Annotated in this window: 16 protein-coding genes; 11 read left to right on the top strand and 5 right to left on the bottom strand. The window is 45.3% G+C overall.

Going from position 1 to position 18,694, the window contains the following annotated elements; translation table 11 throughout:
• Positions 1-2: 2 nt before the first annotated feature.
• From rsxC to ACXAGV_RS13690, 6 genes are all read left to right on the top strand, one after another.
• Positions 3-2,552 (top strand): electron transport complex subunit RsxC, encoded by a 2,550-nt coding sequence (gene rsxC / locus ACXAGV_RS13715; protein WP_474873854.1) that lies wholly within the window; start codon positions 3-5, stop codon positions 2,550-2,552.
• Positions 2,549-3,634 (top strand): electron transport complex subunit RsxD, encoded by a 1,086-nt coding sequence (rsxD, locus tag ACXAGV_RS13710; RefSeq protein ID WP_474873737.1) that lies wholly within the window; start codon positions 2,549-2,551, stop codon positions 3,632-3,634. The genes rsxC and rsxD overlap by 4 nt, the downstream gene beginning before the upstream one ends.
• Positions 3,634-4,518 carry an RnfABCDGE type electron transport complex subunit G gene (locus tag ACXAGV_RS13705; RefSeq protein WP_474873736.1) on the top strand — a complete coding sequence of 295 codons (885 nt, stop codon included), beginning with the start codon at positions 3,634-3,636 and terminating at the stop codon, positions 4,516-4,518. The genes rsxD and ACXAGV_RS13705 overlap by 1 nt, the downstream gene beginning before the upstream one ends.
• A 1-nt stretch (position 4,519) precedes the next feature.
• Positions 4,520-5,212, top strand: a complete 693-nt coding sequence (locus ACXAGV_RS13700) for an electron transport complex subunit E (RefSeq protein ID WP_474873735.1) — start codon at positions 4,520-4,522, stop codon at positions 5,210-5,212.
• 34 nt (positions 5,213-5,246) lie between these two features.
• Positions 5,247-5,969 carry an endonuclease III domain-containing protein gene (locus ACXAGV_RS13695; RefSeq protein ID WP_474873734.1) on the top strand — a complete coding sequence of 241 codons (723 nt, stop codon included), beginning with the start codon at positions 5,247-5,249 and terminating at the stop codon, positions 5,967-5,969.
• Between the two features lie 193 nt (positions 5,970-6,162).
• On the top strand, positions 6,163-7,578 hold the full coding sequence (locus tag ACXAGV_RS13690; RefSeq protein WP_474873733.1) for a M20/M25/M40 family metallo-hydrolase: 1,416 nt from the start codon (positions 6,163-6,165) through the stop codon (positions 7,576-7,578).
• A gap of 602 nt (positions 7,579-8,180) precedes the next feature.
• On the opposite strand, the gene cspE is transcribed toward ACXAGV_RS13690, so the two are convergent.
• Positions 8,181-8,393: a transcription antiterminator/RNA stability regulator CspE gene (cspE, locus tag ACXAGV_RS13685; protein WP_025254517.1), complete on the bottom strand. Its 213-nt coding sequence runs from the start codon at positions 8,391-8,393 to the stop codon at positions 8,181-8,183.
• Between the two features lie 326 nt (positions 8,394-8,719).
• Between cspE and ACXAGV_RS13680 the strand changes: the two genes are divergently transcribed.
• The 3 genes from ACXAGV_RS13680 (at position 8,720) to glpQ (ending at position 11,321) form a co-directional block, all read left to right on the top strand.
• Positions 8,720-9,430 carry an SDR family oxidoreductase gene (locus tag ACXAGV_RS13680; RefSeq protein WP_474873732.1) on the top strand — a complete coding sequence of 237 codons (711 nt, stop codon included), beginning with the start codon at positions 8,720-8,722 and terminating at the stop codon, positions 9,428-9,430.
• A 190-nt stretch (positions 9,431-9,620) separates the two neighbouring features.
• Positions 9,621-10,016, top strand: coding sequence for a lactoylglutathione lyase (gloA, locus tag ACXAGV_RS13675; RefSeq protein WP_179982761.1), 396 nt, complete (start codon positions 9,621-9,623; stop codon positions 10,014-10,016).
• Positions 10,017-10,088: 72 nt separating this feature from the next.
• Complete coding sequence (glpQ, locus tag ACXAGV_RS13670; RefSeq protein WP_474873731.1) at positions 10,089-11,321, top strand: glycerophosphodiester phosphodiesterase; 1,233 nt, start codon at positions 10,089-10,091, stop codon at positions 11,319-11,321.
• Between the two features lie 38 nt (positions 11,322-11,359).
• Here glpQ and ACXAGV_RS13665 read toward each other — a convergent pair whose 3' ends face one another.
• On the bottom strand, positions 11,360-12,232 hold the full coding sequence (locus ACXAGV_RS13665; protein WP_474873730.1) for a flagellar protein MotY: 873 nt from the start codon (positions 12,230-12,232) through the stop codon (positions 11,360-11,362).
• Positions 12,233-12,571: 339 nt separating this feature from the next.
• Between ACXAGV_RS13665 and rnt the strand changes: the two genes are divergently transcribed.
• On the top strand, positions 12,572-13,207 hold the full coding sequence (gene rnt / locus ACXAGV_RS13660; RefSeq protein ID WP_474873729.1) for a ribonuclease T: 636 nt from the start codon (positions 12,572-12,574) through the stop codon (positions 13,205-13,207).
• A gap of 72 nt (positions 13,208-13,279) precedes the next feature.
• On the opposite strand, the gene ACXAGV_RS13655 is transcribed toward rnt, so the two are convergent.
• Complete coding sequence (locus tag ACXAGV_RS13655; protein ID WP_474873728.1) at positions 13,280-13,885, bottom strand: peroxiredoxin; 606 nt, start codon at positions 13,883-13,885, stop codon at positions 13,280-13,282.
• Between the two features lie 263 nt (positions 13,886-14,148).
• Here ACXAGV_RS13655 and ACXAGV_RS13650 point away from each other — a divergent pair, with 263 nt between their 5' ends.
• Positions 14,149-14,343 carry a bacterioferritin-associated ferredoxin gene (locus ACXAGV_RS13650; protein WP_025254510.1) on the top strand — a complete coding sequence of 65 codons (195 nt, stop codon included), beginning with the start codon at positions 14,149-14,151 and terminating at the stop codon, positions 14,341-14,343.
• A gap of 123 nt (positions 14,344-14,466) precedes the next feature.
• On the opposite strand, the gene ACXAGV_RS13645 is transcribed toward ACXAGV_RS13650, so the two are convergent.
• Both ACXAGV_RS13645 and ACXAGV_RS13640 read right to left on the bottom strand, forming a co-directional pair.
• A complete protein-coding gene (locus ACXAGV_RS13645; protein ID WP_474873853.1) occupies positions 14,467-17,421 on the bottom strand; it encodes a TonB-dependent receptor domain-containing protein in 2,955 nt (984 codons plus the stop codon).
• A gap of 216 nt (positions 17,422-17,637) precedes the next feature.
• Positions 17,638-18,693: a FecR family protein gene (locus ACXAGV_RS13640; protein ID WP_474873727.1), complete on the bottom strand. Its 1,056-nt coding sequence runs from the start codon at positions 18,691-18,693 to the stop codon at positions 17,638-17,640.
• Between the last annotated feature and the right edge of the window lies 1 nt (position 18,694).

Genomic DNA, 18,694 nt, shown 5'->3' with positions numbered 1-18,694 from the left:
TGATGTATCCAAGTTTTGATTCAATTATAGAAACCCTTGAAGCGGGAAAGATGTACTCATTTCCAGGTGGCGTACATCCCGACGATAAGAAATCTCTATCTAATACATCAGTAATAAAGAAACCGTCGTTACCCGAATTATTGATTGTCCCTTTAAGGCAGCACATTGGCTCAGACGGTATCTGCTGCGTAGAAGTTGGCGATACCGTATTGAAAGGCCAAATTCTTTCGCAAAGCTCATCGCCTTTTTCTGTGCCAGTTCATGCGCCAACCTCGGGCGAGGTTGTTGCGATTGCTCCGCATGTTGTAGCGCATCCTAGCGGCCTGACAGAAATGTGTATTTCGATACGTCCTGACGGTAAAGACACATGGTGCAACCTATCTCCAATAGCAAATTATAGCGACATAGATAAGAACAAGCTTATAGAAGCTATTTGCCAAGCAGGAATTTCAGGAATGGGTGGTGCCGGCTTCCCTACCCATATAAAAACCTCAACGTCTAAACCTGTTGAGTTTCTTATTCTAAATGGGATTGAGTGCGAGCCTTACATTACTTCTGATGATCGCTTGATGCGTGAGCACGCCTGGCAAATACGCCAGGGTTTAGACATTCTTACTCACCTTATTGGGCCGAAGGCCATTGTAGTTGCGGTTGAAGACAACAAGCCAGAGGCTTTCGAAGCACTTAATATTGCCTGTCAGGATAAGAAAGACTATCGCGTTGTTAGCGTTGAAACAAAATACCCTGCCGGCGGAGAAAAACAGCTAATTCAGGTACTGACTGGCCGAGAAGTTCCAAGAAATGGATTGCCTGCCGATGTAGGCGTGATGATGTTCAACGTGGGTACCTGCTATGCCATCGCAGATGCTATTTTACACGGCAAGCCGCTGATTGAACGGGTTGTTACCGTAACTGGTGAAGCCGTTGAATCACCAAGCAATTTTAGAGCGTTGTTGGGTACGCCCGTCTCTCATCTATTGGATGAAGCAAACTACAACCCGAAAAAACAGAAAGCACCTAAAGTGATTATGGGCGGGCCTATGATGGGCTTTACCTTATCAGACGCTACGATCCCCGTGGTTAAAACCACAAACTGTTTGCTGGTTCCTGCAAAAAAAGAGCTGGTAGACGACAATGCAGAGCGCCCCTGTATTCGCTGTAGCGCATGCGCCGACGCATGCCCTGCGTCGTTGCTCCCCCAACAAATGTTTTGGCACGCCAAAGCAAAAGAATACGATAAAGCCGAAGAATACGACCTTTTCGACTGTATAGAGTGCGGCGCATGTGCTTATGTTTGCCCCAGTGAAATCCCACTGGTGCATTACTACCGCCAGGCTAAATCCGAAATACGCATTCAGCGTGATGAAAAGAACAAGGCCGAGAAGGCTAAACAGCGTTTTGAGGCACGTAAAGAGCGTTTAGAGCGCGAAAAACTTGAGCGCGAAGCAAAACATAGAAAAGCAAAAGAAGCACGTTTAGCCGCAAACAAGGCCAAAGAAGAAAATGCTGTAGCCGATAATGCGAATAGCGCTGTTGATGCTGACGCAACTGAGGCCAAGGACAAAGTAGCGGCGGCGCTTGCGCGTGCGAAAGCAAAGAAAGCAAAGAAAGCGGCTATGCAGGCCAACGCAACGGGTGAAAGTAATACAACAAATACCGACGAACCAAACATTGCAGCAGATGATAAAAAAGCACAGGTAGCGGCTGCTATTGCCAGAGCAAAAGCCAAGAAAGCCGCACAAGCCCAGAATGAAGCTCAAGTTGAAAGCGCGGATAAGCAAGTTGAACAAGCGTCATCGCCAGAAGATGATAAAAAGGCAAAGGTTGCTGCAGCAATCGCCAGAGCAAAAGCGAAAAAAGCCGCACAAGCCAGCCAGTCTGAAGCATCTTCAGCAGAAAAACCTGCGGGCTCTCAAGGCGAAAAGCATACTGAACTTTCCGATACTGAAGCTAATTCAGAGCTAACCGCTGAAGCGCAGAAAAAAGCGCGTATTGCCGCGGCAATCGCTAAAGCTAAAGCGCAAAAAGCTGCTAAAAATAGCGAAAGCGGGCAACCCGTTGAATCAGATTCAGTGCAAAGCAGGTCAACTCAATCAGACGAGCAATCAAATAATCAACCTGAAGCACAGCTAGATGGAAAAGATGAAAAGAAAGCTAGGATCGCAGCGGCGGTAGCGAAAGCAAAAGCCAAAAAAGCGGCTAAGCAGGAAGAATATCAAGGAAGCGAGCAAACTGATGCTAACGACGCTGCCTCAACAAATGAAGCTGACGAGAAAAAAGCGCGCATTGCTGCCGCAGTGGCAAAGGCTAAAGCAAAGAAGCTTGCTCAAGGAAGTAATGGCAATTTAGCGACCTCATCAAATACTGCTGAACAAGAAAGCAGTAAAGCACATGAGCAGAGCGAATCGTCTAGCCATGCAGGTCAAGCGTCAAGCACGCAAGCCCCATCTCAACCGACGGCACAAGATGAAAAGAAAGCGCGCATTGCAGCTGCAGTAGCAAAGGCTAAAGCAAAAAAAGCAGCAGCTGAACAAGAGAAAGAATCAAAATGAAGTTAAGTTTATCGAGTTCACCACACCAACGGGTTAAACGCGATACAGGACAAGTCATGCGTATGGTTATTTACGCCATGCTCCCTGGCATGATTGCGCAATCCTTCTTTTTTGGCTGGGGAATGCTCATTCAAGCCATCATTGCAGTAGTAAGTGCACTGGTCATTGAAGGCGTGATTTTATTTTTAAGAAATCGCCCCATCGAGCGCACATTAACAGATTACAGCGCAGTATTAACCGGCTTACTCATCGCAATTAGTATTCCTCCTACCCTACCTTGGTGGATGACGGTAACGGGTGTTTTCTTCGCTATTGCGGTGGCTAAACAGGTTTACGGCGGGCTTGGCTTTAATATTTTCAACCCTGCCATGATAGCGTATGTGGTGCTGCTTATTTCATTCCCTGCGGCTATGAGCCTATGGCTGCCTCCTGCGACTCACGCTGGCATTACGCCAAGTTTCTTTGATTCGGTATCACTTATATTTACTGGTTTTACTACTAGCGGATACGATGTCATTCAACTCAAAACCATTGCCGATGGTGTAACCATGGCGACGCCGTTAGACACATTGAGAACCGACCTAACGCAAGGCGTAACATACTCAGAGTCATTAGCGAAGCCAATCTTCGATGGCGGAGTACTCGACGCTGCGGGTGCAGGATGGGGAATGGTGAGCCTTGCCTATTTACTTGGCGGCCTCTACCTTTGGAAAACCCGCGTTATCAGCTGGCATATCCCGGGAGGTATGCTGCTAAGCGTGTTTGTTTGTGCATCACTGCTTCATTTAGCAAACGCCGATTACTACGCTTCACCGCTATTTCACCTGTTTAACGGTGCTGTCATGGTAGGCGCCTTCTTTATCGCCACCGACCCGGTTTCAGCGTCAACAACACCAAGAGGCCGTATTATATTTGGTGCAGCGATTGGCTTTTGGGTGGTAATAATCCGTACCTTTGGTGGTTACCCCGATGCGGTAGCGTTCGCGGTGATCATTATGAACATGGCGGTGCCTTTGATTGATTACTATACCCGCCCTCGCGTTTACGGTAAAAATATGGGCAAAGGCCGAGGTAAGCAGTAATGATGAAAGAAAGCTTGGCCAAAAACGGCCTTATGTTAGGTGCGTTTGCCGTTATTACCACAGCATTAATAGCACTCACTTTTTTTGGCACCCAAGATAAAATTGAGCAACAAAAGCAGCAAAAGCTTCTAAGCGTACTTAATGAAGTTGTGCCTGGTGAATTCCACGACAATGCCCTTTACGCCAACTGCACAGAAGTCGAAGCCCCCGAACTTGGCATGAGAAAAACTCATAAGGTATACCGTGCTACGCTAAACGGCCAACCTAGCGCGCTTGTGTTGGAAGCCACTGCTCCAGACGGATACAGTGGAGATATCGATATCGTTGTTGGTGTAAAAGTGGATGCACAAGTTGGTGGAAACACACAAGGCAGCTCGAGTACTGACTCGCTCGACGGTGAGAGCGAAAATCTCAATATCACCGCGTTAGCGCTCTCGGAGTTGGCTGAGCTTGACTCAAAACCTCAGAGCCCACCAGAGCAAGACGAGAATGCGTCCGATATTTCTGCGCCCAACACTAATCGAATCAGTATGAGAGTGCTTGGCGTACGCGTTATCGAACACAAAGAAACCCCTGGGCTTGGTGATAAGATAGAGCTTGCAGTAAGCGACTGGATCACAAGCTTCAGCGGCAAGTCTTTCTCACCAGAGAATTTAGCGCCATGGCAAGTCAAAAAAGATGGCGGCGAATTTGACCAATTCACAGGCGCTACTATAACGCCAAGAGCGGTAGTTACAGCCGTACGTGAGGCTTTAGTTTACGCACAAGCTAACCAAAGTGCGCTATTCACCGCTCCCAACACCTGTGCAACAACAGATTCGGTTGAAACAATAGATACCGTTAACGTGGATGAAACGCAACCTCACAGTGTAGAGGAGCTATAACGTGACTGATTTTCGCGACCTATCCTTGCAAGGACTTTGGAAGAACAACCCTGCGTTAGTACAACTGTTAGGGTTGTGCCCGCTATTGGCCGTTACCGCGACGTTTATCAATGGTCTCGGGTTAGGCCTTGCTACGATGTTGGTACTTATTGGCAGTAACGTTACCGTTTCACTCGTTCGTAATGTGGTAAGAAACGAAATCCGCATTCCCGTTTTTGTTATGATCATTGCTGCGTTTGTTACCATTGTTCAGCTATTAATGAATGCTTACACCTACGACCTTTATTTAGCGCTAGGTATTTTCATTCCGCTGATTGTAACTAACTGCGCCATCATAGGCCGCGCAGAAGCCTTTGCATCGAAAAACGGGCCGCTCGCCTCTGCCTACGACGGACTCATGATGGGACTGGGTTTTACCGCAGTGCTGGTCATTTTAGGTGGAATGCGCGAGATATTGGGTGCAGGTACATTGCTAGCAGGGGCAGACAGACTGTTTGGCCCAATTGCTGAGAACTGGACCATAACGCTTTTCAACACTGAAAATCCGTTTTTGCTTGCGATACTGCCGCCTGGTGCCTTTTTAGGCATGGGTCTTCTTATTGCTATCAAAAACAGTATTGATGCAAAGTTAGCCGCTAAGCAAACATCGCCTGCAGTGAAGGCTGAACGGGTACGCGTTACAGCTGAAAGCTGAACGCTAAAAATCAAAAACAAAAAAGTATTTAGAAATGAATGATGTAGTTAAGCCGGCCAAACCGCTTTCTAAGCAGGAAAAAGTAAAAGAAATCATGCGAATACTGGATAATCTTTATCCGGAAATTCCTATCTTTTTAGATCATAAAGACCCATATACGTTACTCATTGCAGTTCTCCTATCGGCACAATGTACAGACGAGCGCGTTAATCAAATTACGCCAAAGTTATTCGCTCGCGCAGATAACCCCTACGACATGGTGTTGATGAGTATTGAAGAAATACAAGACATTATCCGCCCTTGTGGATTATCGCCTATGAAATCGAAAGGCATTTGGCATTTGTCCGATATGATCATTAAACAACACAAAGGTGAAGTTCCAGCGAACTTTGAAGCGCTGGAGGCCATGCCCGCTGTGGGTCACAAGACTGCCGCTGTGGTTATGTCTCAAGGCTTTGGTATTCCTGCTTTCCCGGTAGATACTCATATTCATCGTTTAATGTACCGCTGGGGTCTATCGAATGGAAAAAGCGTAGAGCAAACAGAACGCGATGCAAAACGCCTGTTCCCTAAAGAAAGATGGAACGACCTCCATCTGCAGATTATCTTGTACGGCAGAGAATACTGCCCCGCTCGCGGCTTTGATCTAAATAATTGTACTATTACCCGTGAATTCGGTAGAAAAAGTTTTATAAACGAAGTGCTAAAAGAGCAAGAGAAAAAGCAAAAATTGGCGCTTAAGAAGAAGCGTAAATAGAAACTTTCAGAAAGGAGCCTTAGGCTCCTTTTTTATTCTCCATTTACTTTCTCTCAAAAGAGATTTTGCGATTAACTTACGACTTCGGCTTGTGGTTTACCTCGAAAGCATATCTCAATTTGGCTATGATAAACACGTCATATTTTGCTCACGCAAATAAACAAAAATATAAAAATAAATCCATGGAGAACACATGTCTCGATTAAATAACATCGCTAGGAATCTAGCGTTTGGTGCATTAGTTAGTGCATGTAGCTTTGGCGTTTTCGCTAACACCTCACCCATCACAGACGAGCAAAAGAAAAATGCGGAAGCGTTAATTCAAAAAGCGCTGAAAAGTGACTTAGGCTATAGCATCGTCGAATCACTAACCACAGAGATAGGCCCACGCCTTGGCGGTTCGGAAGCTGAAAAGCGAGCCAGAGATTGGGGCGTAGAGGTAGGAAAGCGTCTAGGCTTTGATAAAGTCAGCATAGAAGAATTCACTATGCCATTTTGGGATAGAGGGCACCTACACATTTCACTCACGGCGCCTTATGCCCAACCGCTTTACGGCACAGCGCTTGGCGGAGCGGCTCCTTCAGAGAGCGAGATAAACGCTGACATCGTGTATTTCAGAGATATTCATGCACTAACCGCAGTTAAAGACGGCGCACTAAAAGGCAAAATTGCGTTTGTCGATGGCGATGCCATGGTAAAAAGTCAAACGGGTGCGGGCTATGGCCAGGCTAATCAACGTCGCCGTATTGGTTGGCAACATGCGCAACGTGGTGGCGCTGAAGCCTTAGTTGTGCGTTCGGTAGGCTCAGACTCTCACCGCTTCCCTCACTCTGGCATGATGAGCTCAGACGGTGATAACTGGGCAGACATTCCTGTTGTAGCTATTTCTAACCCCGACGCTGATCACTTACGACGCCTGCACAATTTGGGCAAGCCGCTGTCGTTGTCGCTCCACTCTGAGTCAAAGTGGAAAGGTGAAGTAAACAGCGGCAACGTAATACTGGATTTAGTCGGTAGTGAAAAGCCTGAAGAGATTGTGCTCATTGGCGGACACTTAGATAGCTGGGACTTAGGCACCGGCGCTGTTGATGACGGCGCGGGCGTCGCTATTACCACAGCGGCAGCCGCATTAATTGCATCTCTGCCTGAACGCCCTAGACGCACCATTCGTGTAGTTATGTTTGGCGCTGAAGAAGTAGGCTTGTTAGGCGCGTTTGCTTATGCAAAACAGCATGAAAAGAACCTTGCTAACCACGTACTTGCTACAGAGTCTGATTTCGGTGCGCAAACAATTTGGCAACTTGTGTCGAATGTGAACCCTGAAGCAACAGTACTGGTAGATGAAATCGCAAAAATCCTGTCACCGCTAGGTATAATTCGTGGTGGTTCAGACGTTGCCGGTGGCGGCCCGGATATTATACCGCTAGCAGCGAAAGGCGTACCTACTATTCGGTTAAATCAAAACGGACGAGATTATTTCGATCTTCATCACACGCCTGATGACACATTGGATAAAATTAACCCTGATGAACTGGCTCAAAACATTGCAGCTTATGCAGCAAGCATATATTTGTTAGCAGATTCAGATGTCGACTTAAAAGCCAAATAATAGTCACAGGTTATTTCTAATGACATTGGTTAGTACACACCCGTACTAGCCAATGCTTCTCTTGTAACAGCACACCTTTATTTGCAGCGCTTTATACATACGACGCAGTTGCACTACTGAAAATGTAAGACCTATAACCTTTTAGCTTTAATGCCGTGAATTATTGGCCATACAGCGAGAAGGTCTCTTCGACACTTCTAGTGAAGCAAGAAAGCATAGAATAGTTAGTTAGTTAGTTAGTTAAGAGCAGTGAGCCTAATTAGCTCTTTTGAATGAGTTGAGCTATGAACCGCTTTGCTTCTTGTCTTGATGATAACTGAACATGTCGATAGGTATTCGCATGTTTAAAGGCAACAGCTGTTTTATTTATGGAGATATTTGATATTAACGCACCTGGAATAAGGCTGTTAATGGTAGAGATAGAGTTTTGAAATTGCATATTAAATACTTCTTTATTGATATTGTTTGTTTTGAATTCCTCGCAGGTTGGGTAAAGAAATCTAAAAACGAAAATTAGGCTCTTTCACATTTTCCGTGGAAAAGAGCCCATCTTTGCGGGTTACTTCAGATAAGGGAAATAACCCTAAGCTGGCTTACAGGTCTTAAAGAACTGTTACGTTAGCAGCTTGTGGGCCTTTTTGGCCTTGTTCAACTTCAAAGCTAACCGCTTGACCTTCAGCAAGAGTCTTGAAGCCGTCAGAAGTGATTGAACGGAAGTGTACGAATACGTCTTTGCCACCAGCTTCAGGAGTAATGAAACCGAAACCTTTTTCTTCGTTAAACCACTTAACTGTACCGTTTACAGAATTAGACATAATAATAACCTTTTAAAAAATTGATGTAATGGTGGAAGCCACCGAATAGCAATAGACATAACTAAGCTAGTAAAGCAGTTGTATATCTATCTAGCACTTCAATTTGAAGGTATAAAGAAAGGTACAGCGCAGTATTAGGTAAAGCATAAAACATATCTAGAGCGAGCGAGACAGTACAGGTAATTGGTCGCCATGTCCAATTATTTCGGATTATTTTTCAAGCATTCCAATGCGACCTAATAATGGAGCCCACAATGAATACGTATGTTTGTATAACGCCAATAGCAGCTACGTTAATCTTATTCTTTTTTTGCTAGGTTTTAATTATGACAGACATGTACTCATTATTGGATAAAACCGCCATTGTAACAGGCGGTGGTAAGGGGCTGGGTAAAACTATAACCCACTTTCTATTAGATGCAGGAATGAAAGTAGCTATCTGCGGACGCACTGAACAGACGATAAACGAGACAGTTGAACAATTAGATGCGCTATTCCCCGGTAAAGTCATTGGGACAAAATGTGATGTATCAAAAAGTGATGAAGTAGCAAGTTTTGTAAAAGAAGTTAAAAATACATTTGGCGAACTTCGCGTTCTTATCAATAACAGTGGGTTTGGTAAAGAAACGCTTATCTGGGAAACCAGTGAAGACGATTGGGACGAAGTGATGGATACCAATGTAAAAGGTTCCTTCCTTATGTGTAAGCAAGTAGTGCCCCATATGATTGAAAACCAAGAGGGTTACATTATCAACATTGCCTCTCAGGCGGCACTAAATGGATATGCTAATGCGGGCGTTTACTGCGCGTCAAAATTCGCATTAGTGGGGCTTGGGAAAGCTCTTCAAGAGGAGGTGCGGCCTTATGGCATTCACGTACATTCGCTCAACCCTGCACTCATTCAGTCACAGAAAACAGGATCAGAGAAAGTAGACAAGGGTCTGATTCAAAACGAAGACTTAGGCAAAATGGTGGTTTATCTGTTAAGCCAACCACGTAGACTTAAAATTGATAATATCGGCATGTGGGGTTTTTAATACGTTTAAGTGGAATTGTAAAACTGTCTTAAAGCGTTAACATTTCCCCATTATCATTGTGTGTTGTTTGTGTATATCAATGAATGTGCTCTGTATGAGTGGAGTTCTGGATACATGTGGCAACTGCAAACGCGCACTTACAATGCAGTGTACCATCGGGTAATTCTGATGGTTCAAATAGGAAATAGTTATGCGAATGCTTCACACCATGCTTCGAGTTGAAAACTTAGAGGCTTCACTTCACTTTTACACCTCATTGATGGGCATGCGCCTTCTCAGACAATCAGAAAACAAAGAGTATGAGTACACCCTCGCTTTTGTAGGATACGGAGAAGAGACCGATAGCACTGTGTTAGAGCTTACCTATAACTGGGGTGACAACACCTATGATAAGGGTAACGCGTACGGCCACATCGCCATTGAAGTAGACGACATCTATCAGTTTTGCGAAAACTTAGAAGCAAATGGCGCTGAGGTGTATCGTAAACCCGGCCCTGTAAAAGGTGGCTCTACCGTCATCGCTTTTGTACGCGATCCAGATGGGTATGCCATAGAACTTATTCAAAATAAGTCTATTTCACTATAGCAGCACGACGTCGCCAATATCTTCTAAGCGCTTGTAACGTAAGCTTTCTGTGAAATGTACGGCATAAATAAGATGGCGATAAAAGTAAACACATGGAGTGGCAGTCACATGCTAGGTAACCGCTTATTATTTTCTTTAAACTGGGTAAGCAAGGGTATAGCGGGTTCGTCGAACCAGCTCAAGCTGCTATTAAAGGGCAATGCTAGGTTGCGCAATAAATACACGACTAGATTGGCATCGTTACTACCTGCTTTGGTGGTGCTATTTACAGGTGCCCTTGCCTCTGTGAGTGCGTTTGCAGCTGATGCTACGAATAGTAAAACCTCGCACGCTGAAGCAGAACATACCACTAGTGAAAAACTGCATTTTACCGTTATCGCCCATCGCGGTGCTTCTGGCTATTTGCCGGAACACACTCTTGAAGCAGCCACGCTAGCGTTCTCCCTGCGTCCTGACTTTATAGAGCAGGATGTTGTTATCACCAAAGATGACATCCCCGTTGTACTACACGACATTCACTTAGAGACAGTGACTAATGTTGAAGATATTTTCCCCGCGCGTCACCGAGAGGACGGACGCTATTATGCCCGTGACTTCACCCTCGAAGAGCTTCGAGCATTGCGGGTACATGAGCGTACTAGCGGTGAAGGCAAGCAAGTTTTTAAGAGTAGGTACCGCGGCACCCAGGCTGATTTTAAAGTAGCCACGTTAAGTGAACACTTTGAACTAATCAGTGAGCTTAATCGACAATTCGGCACGTCTGTAGGCGTGTACCCAGAAGTAAAGTCCCCTGCTTTTCACATTGCTGAAGGTGTTGATGCCAGTAAGATGGTTATCGACACATTAAATAACTACGGATTTGCGGGTGAGAGTGGCAATAGCTACCTGCAGTGCTTCGACTTTAACGAGGTTAAGCGTATTCGTGAAACCCTTGGCTATAAGGGCAAAGTGGTTATGCTAATTGGCGAGAACGATTGGGGTGAAAGCGACACCGACTACGATTGGCTGCGTACGCAAGAAGGCATGAAGCAAGTTGCGACGTACGCGAACGGAGTAGGCCCTTGGTTAGGACACTTGCTCGATAATGACGCTATGGCTCAAGGAAAAATAGAAGCCGCGAGTTGGGTTAAATACGCCCACGACAACAATCTGACAATCCACCCTTATACCTATCGTCATGATGCGTTACCGGCGGGTATGAGTTCACAACAAGTCTTGGACGTATTACAAAACGTCGTCGATGCTGACGGGGTTTTCACCGACCATTTAGTACCTGTGCTAACGTGGCGAGACAATCAAAACTAAGATAAGTAGGAACGGGGTTGAGGCGCTTTAATGAGCGCCTAAGATTTTGACAGTCGTACCACCACGCGTCTATTTTGGGCGCGGCTTTCTCGCGTATCGTTAGGCGCAATATGGCGTTTTTCACCGTGGCCTGTTAGCTCGATCCTATCTTCAGGTACACCTAGCGTAGTGAGATAACTTTTTACTTCATTAGCCCGTCGAATAGACAACTGTTCGTTGTTGTAACGTCCACCGTAACTGTCTGTATAACCATCGAGAAGCACAAGCTTCAATTCGCTGTCTTCTTTTAAATATTCGCCAATCATAGTTAAGCGCTTTTGCGAATACTTAGTAAGTTCTGTGCTGTTGTTCTGATAAGACAATACGGTGTAAGCGATGTCATCAAAACTAAAAGGAAGCAAGTTCGAAACGCACTTAACAAAATCGCGATACACGCCCGAAAAGTTGCTTGCGTTTAATGCCACGCTCACCTGGTCGTATTTGTTGTACCAATCTTGGTAGTAAATCGTAGGCCAAAAGCCTTTCTCTAACTCAGATAGCATGGTCCATGCAGCATCTTGCGGCAAGTCGCCGTTATATTGCTTGCGAATAGACATATCCGCGATGGTCTTTGGCGCCACACCCGGCATCCACTTTGGCGGAACAGAGTAGACTGCAGCCACACCGAACTTGTTTGGCAGCATGTACATATCTAATTCAAATTCCATGTTGAGCTGCTTCGACGCAGAACTCGTGAACATGGCTTCCCCGTAGCCAGGCAACTCGTGGTTAAGTGTACATTGCAGGCGCGTGTCAGAATCAATACGCCAGTTGGAGCTTTCTATGGTTGCAGAATATTGCCGCATGGCAGCATGGGACGACAGCGCCCCCACCATCCCCAATAAAGCGATATATTTAAATTTCGACACCATTTCGACACCATAACGAAAGTCAGACTAACATGAATGTAGGCCTTTCATACGCCCACCAATCTCTAGCGCCATAAATTGTACCCATTCGCTTTAAGTCGCGAATTGAGTGTTTTAAAAATTCATGGTTAATATGATTATCGTCCAGAGTGTAGAAAAGTTTAGCGTTTAATACCATTAGCGTTTCGTACTATTAGCGCTTCCCACCTTCGCGGTTTTCAAATTGAAACTGGCAACTCGAAGATATCCTTGCGATAATTCCCTTTGCTAATAAGTTTCGCAGGTAGGTTCGCATTTAAAGCGGCCAACCAGTTTCTGCAATCTAGTCTTACAAGAGTGTTTATGTCTGCCAACCCGCCCCTTCTTTCCCAGCGCTTTCGAGGTTATTTTCCCGTTGTCATCGACGTTGAAACGGCCGGATTTAATGCAGGCACTGACGCCTTATTAGAGTTAGCAGCGGTTACGGTGAAAATGGATGAAGACGGAGTACTGCATCCTGACCAAACCTTTCACTACCATATAGATCCGTTCGAGGGCGCTAACCTTGAGCCTGCGGCATTAGAATTTAATGGCATTGATCCGAATTGCGCATTACGAGGTGCTATTGAGGAAAGCGAAGCCATGAAGGATTTATGTAAAGGCATTCGCAAAGCACAGAAAAATGCAGACTGTCAGCGTTCTGTTATCGTTGCTCATAACGCAACTTTTGACCAAAGCTTCGTTAATGCGGCGATTGAGCGCTGCAATATAAAGCGCACGCCCTTTCATCCATTTGTTTCCTTTGATACCACCAGCCTAGCGGGCCTTGCTCTTGGTCAAACTGTGCTGGTAAAAGCATGCCGGGCGGCTGGGATATCGTTTGACCAAAATGAAGCGCATAGCGCCCTTTACGATGCACAGAAAACCACCGAGCTATTTTGCTATATGGTAAATCGCTATAAGGCCTTAGGTGGCTGGCCAATAGAAGAGCAAGAATAGTTTATTTAGATAAACGCCATAAACAAAAACAGCGCCATAAGGCGCTGTTTTATTATCTTTAAACAGGTTAGCTTATAGCTTATCTGCTTCTTCAGATAGGTATTTAGCTACACCTTCAGGTGACGCATCCATACCCGCTTTACCTTCAGTCCAACCGGCTGGGCAAACTTCACCATGCTCTTGGTGGAATGCTAGCGCATCTACCATGCGAAGCATTTCGTCAACGTTACGGCCTAGTGGAAGGTCATTGATTACTTGGTGACGCACCATGCCTTCTTCGTCGATTAAGAACGAGCCACGGAACGCTACGCCATCTTCTGGATGCTCTACATCGTACGCTTGGCAGATGTCGTGCTTAACGTCAGCAACAAGGGTGTACTTAACCGGACCGATACCACCTTGATTTACCGGCGTATTTCTCCAAGCGTTGTGAGAGAACTGAGAATCGATAGAAACACCAATCACCTCAACACCACGCTTTTTGAACTCATCAAAACGCTTGTCAAAAGCAATAAGCTCTGACGGGCATACAAACGTAAAATCTAGCGGGTAGAAGAATACAACAGCTTTCTTGCCTTTGATTGCTTCACTTAGCGTGAATGAATCTACGATTTCACCGCTACCAAGTACCGCAGCTGCAGTAAAATCAGGGGCTGGACGGCCAACTAATACACTCATGAGTCTCTCCATTTATATTTGGATTGTAATAATAGAAGCGATTACGTTGTGTAACCACTTTGATAAGAAATTTCTTCCAAACAAAATAGGTACGAATAGGAAAATAACAATATTAAACAACGAGTTTTTTTACTGATCCTACCAACACTCCCCATTTGGTTCAGTCTTTCCTCAATGACCTTGTATTAAATTTGTCATTATCCACTTGCCAAAGCAAGGAATAACAATTATTATCATTTACAGATTCATTTGGAGTACGTTTAATGTTTGTTTGTATGTGCTATGGGGTAACTGATAAAAGCATTCGCGCTGCCGTTGAAGAAAACGGTGTGGGTAATATGCGTGAGTTACGTCAACATTTAGAGCTTGGCTCTCAATGCGGTAAATGCATAAATATGGCACAACAAATCATTGACCAAACCATCATTGATGAGTCACTGTTCAAAGACGTTGGCTAACTAGCGCTCCCTTATTCTAGCAAGCCTATTATAGCTGTCTGAACTGCAGACTACGTCTATACCGTTTCACTTTAACTCCCCCACCTTTTTACTCTTTCAAAAGTCGCCTGCGATTGCTTTGGGTTATTTAAAGCTATATTCGATACCAGCATAGTAAAATGCCCCGTTAATGCCGCCAGGCGAGGTGGGTGGATATAGCGCTCCCACTTCCCCTTTAAACGGGTTTTCATCTGGCAACGCATCAAACAAGTTCTGCGCACCCAATGTGAGCTGAGTATCAGGCAATATTTTCCAAGCAAGCTGCGCATCAAAAGTGGTGAGTGGACTGCCGTAAATATCTAAACCAGCGGATGCATCAAGATGATCTTCATAAAACTTTCCATAATAATTCAGTCGCCAAGTGAATGCCCATGCGCCTTTCGATTGCTCTAGTGTAATGCTGCCTCGATGCGCAGGAAGGTTGTCCTCTAACATTCGTATTCGTGCCGAAGTAAGATTAGGTTGAAGCTGTATTTCGCCATCGGTCAGCGCTGGATAAAGAGTAACCCGTTCTACTTGCGTGTCTGTCCAGTTGTAGGCAACAAGCAATGCATTTGACCAATCATGTAAAGCGAAGTTGTAATTAACAACTAAATCGACACCCTGTGTCTTTGTGTCAAAGTCATTGGTAAAGTACTTAGCTGAATTATATCTCGCTGCATCGGGGCGGCCTTTAACAATAAGCGCGTTAACATCATCGTCGGTCAAAGGAATGGCAGACGTTGTACTAATGCGATCGGCAAGACGGATGTTGAAGTAGTCAAGCGTAGCAAAGAAACTCTCACTTGCTTGCATAACCACGCCTAGGCTAAAGTTTGCAGATTCTTCCGGAGTCAGTGGCGTAGCACCTAACTGCAGCGATATAAGGTCTGTAGGAGGCAATGTAGCTTGGTCTTCTAAGCCGTTAAGGCCATAAGCCGTGGTCACATTAATGACGTTGCTTTGCCCTACGGTCGGGGCTTTAAAGCCTGTGTTTACCGAACCTCGCACGGCAAATGTGTCATTAAGTTTGTAACGGGTACTTAGCTTTCCATCAAATGTCGACCCGAAATCACTGAAGTGCTCTACCCGTGTCGCCACACCAAATTGCCATGAGTCAGTAACGTAAAACTCCAAATCCGCATACATCGCCCAATTGCTTCGACTCCAGTGCCCAGCAGATTGCGGCTGATATCCAGGGAAACCATTTGAGCCAATTGAAAACCCTTGGCTTAAACCTATCGGTGGCTCTAGAGCAAAAGGGCCTGCGATATAAGAAGCTTCATCGCCCGCTTTTTGAAAGTACGTCTCCTTACGCCATTCAACGCCTACGGCAATGCTAACCGGGTCCTCGAAAATAGTTTGAATGAGTTTCGTAAAATCAAGATTGGTTGTTCGCTCTACTTGCGATACTCCACCTGGCGAAAAGGTCGTTGGCGATTGCGGCCCAAGAGAAGGGTTAACCGTATTTAAGATGGCGTACTCAATATCGCTATAACCCAGGGTCGCACTAATGTCCATTGCCCAACCACGAGGTAATTCTTGTTTTACGCCCATGACTATCGAGGCATCTGTTATTGTGCCACCAAATCGGGGCGTAAAGCCGCCGGGAAACCACTCATTAAATGCAAAACAGTTTGCGCCGAGTTCGGTCGAGTTATCAGCGATAAGCCGGTAGTTTGCATCCTCTAATACATTGTTATTCGATAGTGTAATTGAAGGGCACGCTATACCGGTATCTACCCCATCTAAATCCGCGACGATAAGACGATTTTCTCCGGTATTTGGATCAGTGCGGCTAAATACACCTTCGCGAGTTTGCGGGTTTCGAAAGTAAAAGCCTCCGTGTATTTCCCTTCTCGCTGCAGTTGCAAAGCTATAAAACGTTGATGTAGAGGAAATATCAGCGCCGGCATTGAGCGCAAGTTTAATATCTTCGTCAACATCAAGTGCCCCCCAAACCTGAGAAGGCGAAGCGATAAAACTATTACCTTGCTCAAACAACGTTTGGGCATCGTTTCTCTGCACAGAACGCGACGTGCCATTTTGCTGTCGATACTCTGCGGTTGCATTCAAAAAGCCATGTTCGCCTAGCGCGAAGCCCTTATTAACCTGTATCTGAAATAGTTCGCCGTCACCCTCGCTGTACCCGCCAACTTTTAACGATGCGCTTCCACCATCACGGGCATCGTTGAGTACAAAATTGATAACGCCCGCGATAGCGTCTGAACCATACTGCGCTGAAGCCCCGTCTCGTAATACTTCAACTTGTTTTAATGCGTAAGCAGGAATGACGGAAATATCAGGGCCTTGTGCACCGTCAGATAGACCGCCGCCCAAAAACGTAATAACTGCTGAACGATGGCGTCGCTTTCCATTTAATAAAAGTAAGGTATGGTCCGAAGACATCCCCCTGAGATTTGCAGGCCTCACCAAACTGCTTGCATCATTAATGGGCTGGTCATTTACGTTGAGTGAAGGAACCATAGCACTCAACATGGACAACACATCACTGTTACCTTGAGAACTAAGTGTTTCTGCACCAATTACATCAAGGGGAACAGGAGAATCAACTGCGCTTCGTGGCGCATTACGCGTGCCAACCACAGCAATTTTTTCAAGCCCGTTAGCGCTTTCTTCATCTGGCTGTTCTTTGGCGTCAACAGCTTCACTTTTTGCAGTTAACGACGCGCGTGACCGAATACTCAACACCCCACTTTCATCGGCAACTACTGCTAACTCAGTTCCTTCAAGAAGTTGAGCCAGTGCTTCGTTCAGCGTAAAGGTACCGCTAACTGCATTGGTGGTGACTTTTTTCGCCAGGTCGAATGGAAACAGTAGCGTTGTGTTAGCTTGTTTCGCCAATTCAGTCAGGGCTTCGTTAGCGTTTTGTGCTGGAATAGAAAAACTAAAAGCATCGGGCGCTGTTACCGAAAGGGTTTCAGAAGGTGGTATTTTTTTTAAGGGCGATGAGCTCTCGTCTTGCGCATATAGCGATGACGTTGTTGATAACAGTAAACATACACCGGATACAATGTGTATAGGCGACGCGAGCGAAATACTTGAAGACTTAGTGATTTTCATTTGCGAAAAAAAGCTAGCCGAACACGCTAAGGCATGCAGCTTCTCTATTGCTTTTTTCGTTTGCCTGCTTATCGCAAAATTGCCGTTGTGCAAGATAAAAAATCGATGTAATTATTATTTTAATTATAGTGTCACATTAAATAAGTTGATGCCAACAAGGAATCACCAATAGCATCTCACTTTCAGAAACATTTAACTTTTCGCCAGCTTAAGCTCAATACTGGTCTCTGTGACCTTCTCGTAATTTATGTTAAAACTGCTTTCAAGCGCCGACAGCAAACCGTCTATATCACCCACTTTAAAATAGCCAGCCACTCTTCGCTTTCGTAAACTATCGTCGGAGATATGAAAGCGTACGGGTGTATATCGCCCAATTTCTGCTAGCACCGAATCTAGAGGCTCACCTTTAAAAACAATCATACCTTGCTGCCAAGCTAAGTCGTCATCAATGTCATTTTGCGACATACTTTCTCGGGCTTCTACTTTACCCAAAACAGTCGCTTTCTCCCCAGCAAACATTAGCAGGCCTTCTTCTGTAACGGGGCGCTTACCAAACAATGATTCATTTGAAGATGACGCTTTAAAACGGTCTTTAACTAATACTTTGCCATCAGTGACAACAAGTTCGAATGCGTTGTCATCAACATATTGCATATTAAACGCCGTACCTACCGCTGTAACCGTGTTATTTCCTGCGGTAACAGAGAAAGGTCTTGTTTTGTCGTGAGCCACTTCAAAATGAGCCTCACCTTTCAAAAGCACAATGTTGCGTGCTGTTGATGTGAAGTCCACAGTTACGATGGAATTAGTGTTCAGATGAAGCTGAGAACCATCGGCTAGTGTTACATTTTTCTGTTCACCAACGCCTGTTTGTACTTTTTGACTTACAGCGGCAAACTCAGGTGCGCTGTTTAACCAAGTTCGCTGAACAATGACGCCAACAGCAATTGCCATAACTAAAAACGTAGCAGCGATGCTCCACACTGCAGCCTTCGGTAAGCTTTGTTTTTTAGCGGTACTACGGGTTGTCGGTTGTGGAAACAGACCGCTTAGTTCGTTAAGCACCGACATGTCGTCCCACAAGCTAGCTGCATCTAATAATGCTTGGCGATGGGCATTACTCTCTGCCAACCAGGCGTCTAATTCTACTTTTTCGTCACTTTTTAAACCGCGATCGAGACGGCTTATCCAAAGGCAGGCTTGCTCTTGAATATCTTCTTTGCTTGAAAACTGGCGAATATTGTTCATG

Source organism: Alteromonas sp. ABH4_453 (genome assembly GCF_056160665.1).
This window is presented reverse-complemented; position numbering and strand designations above follow the sequence as displayed.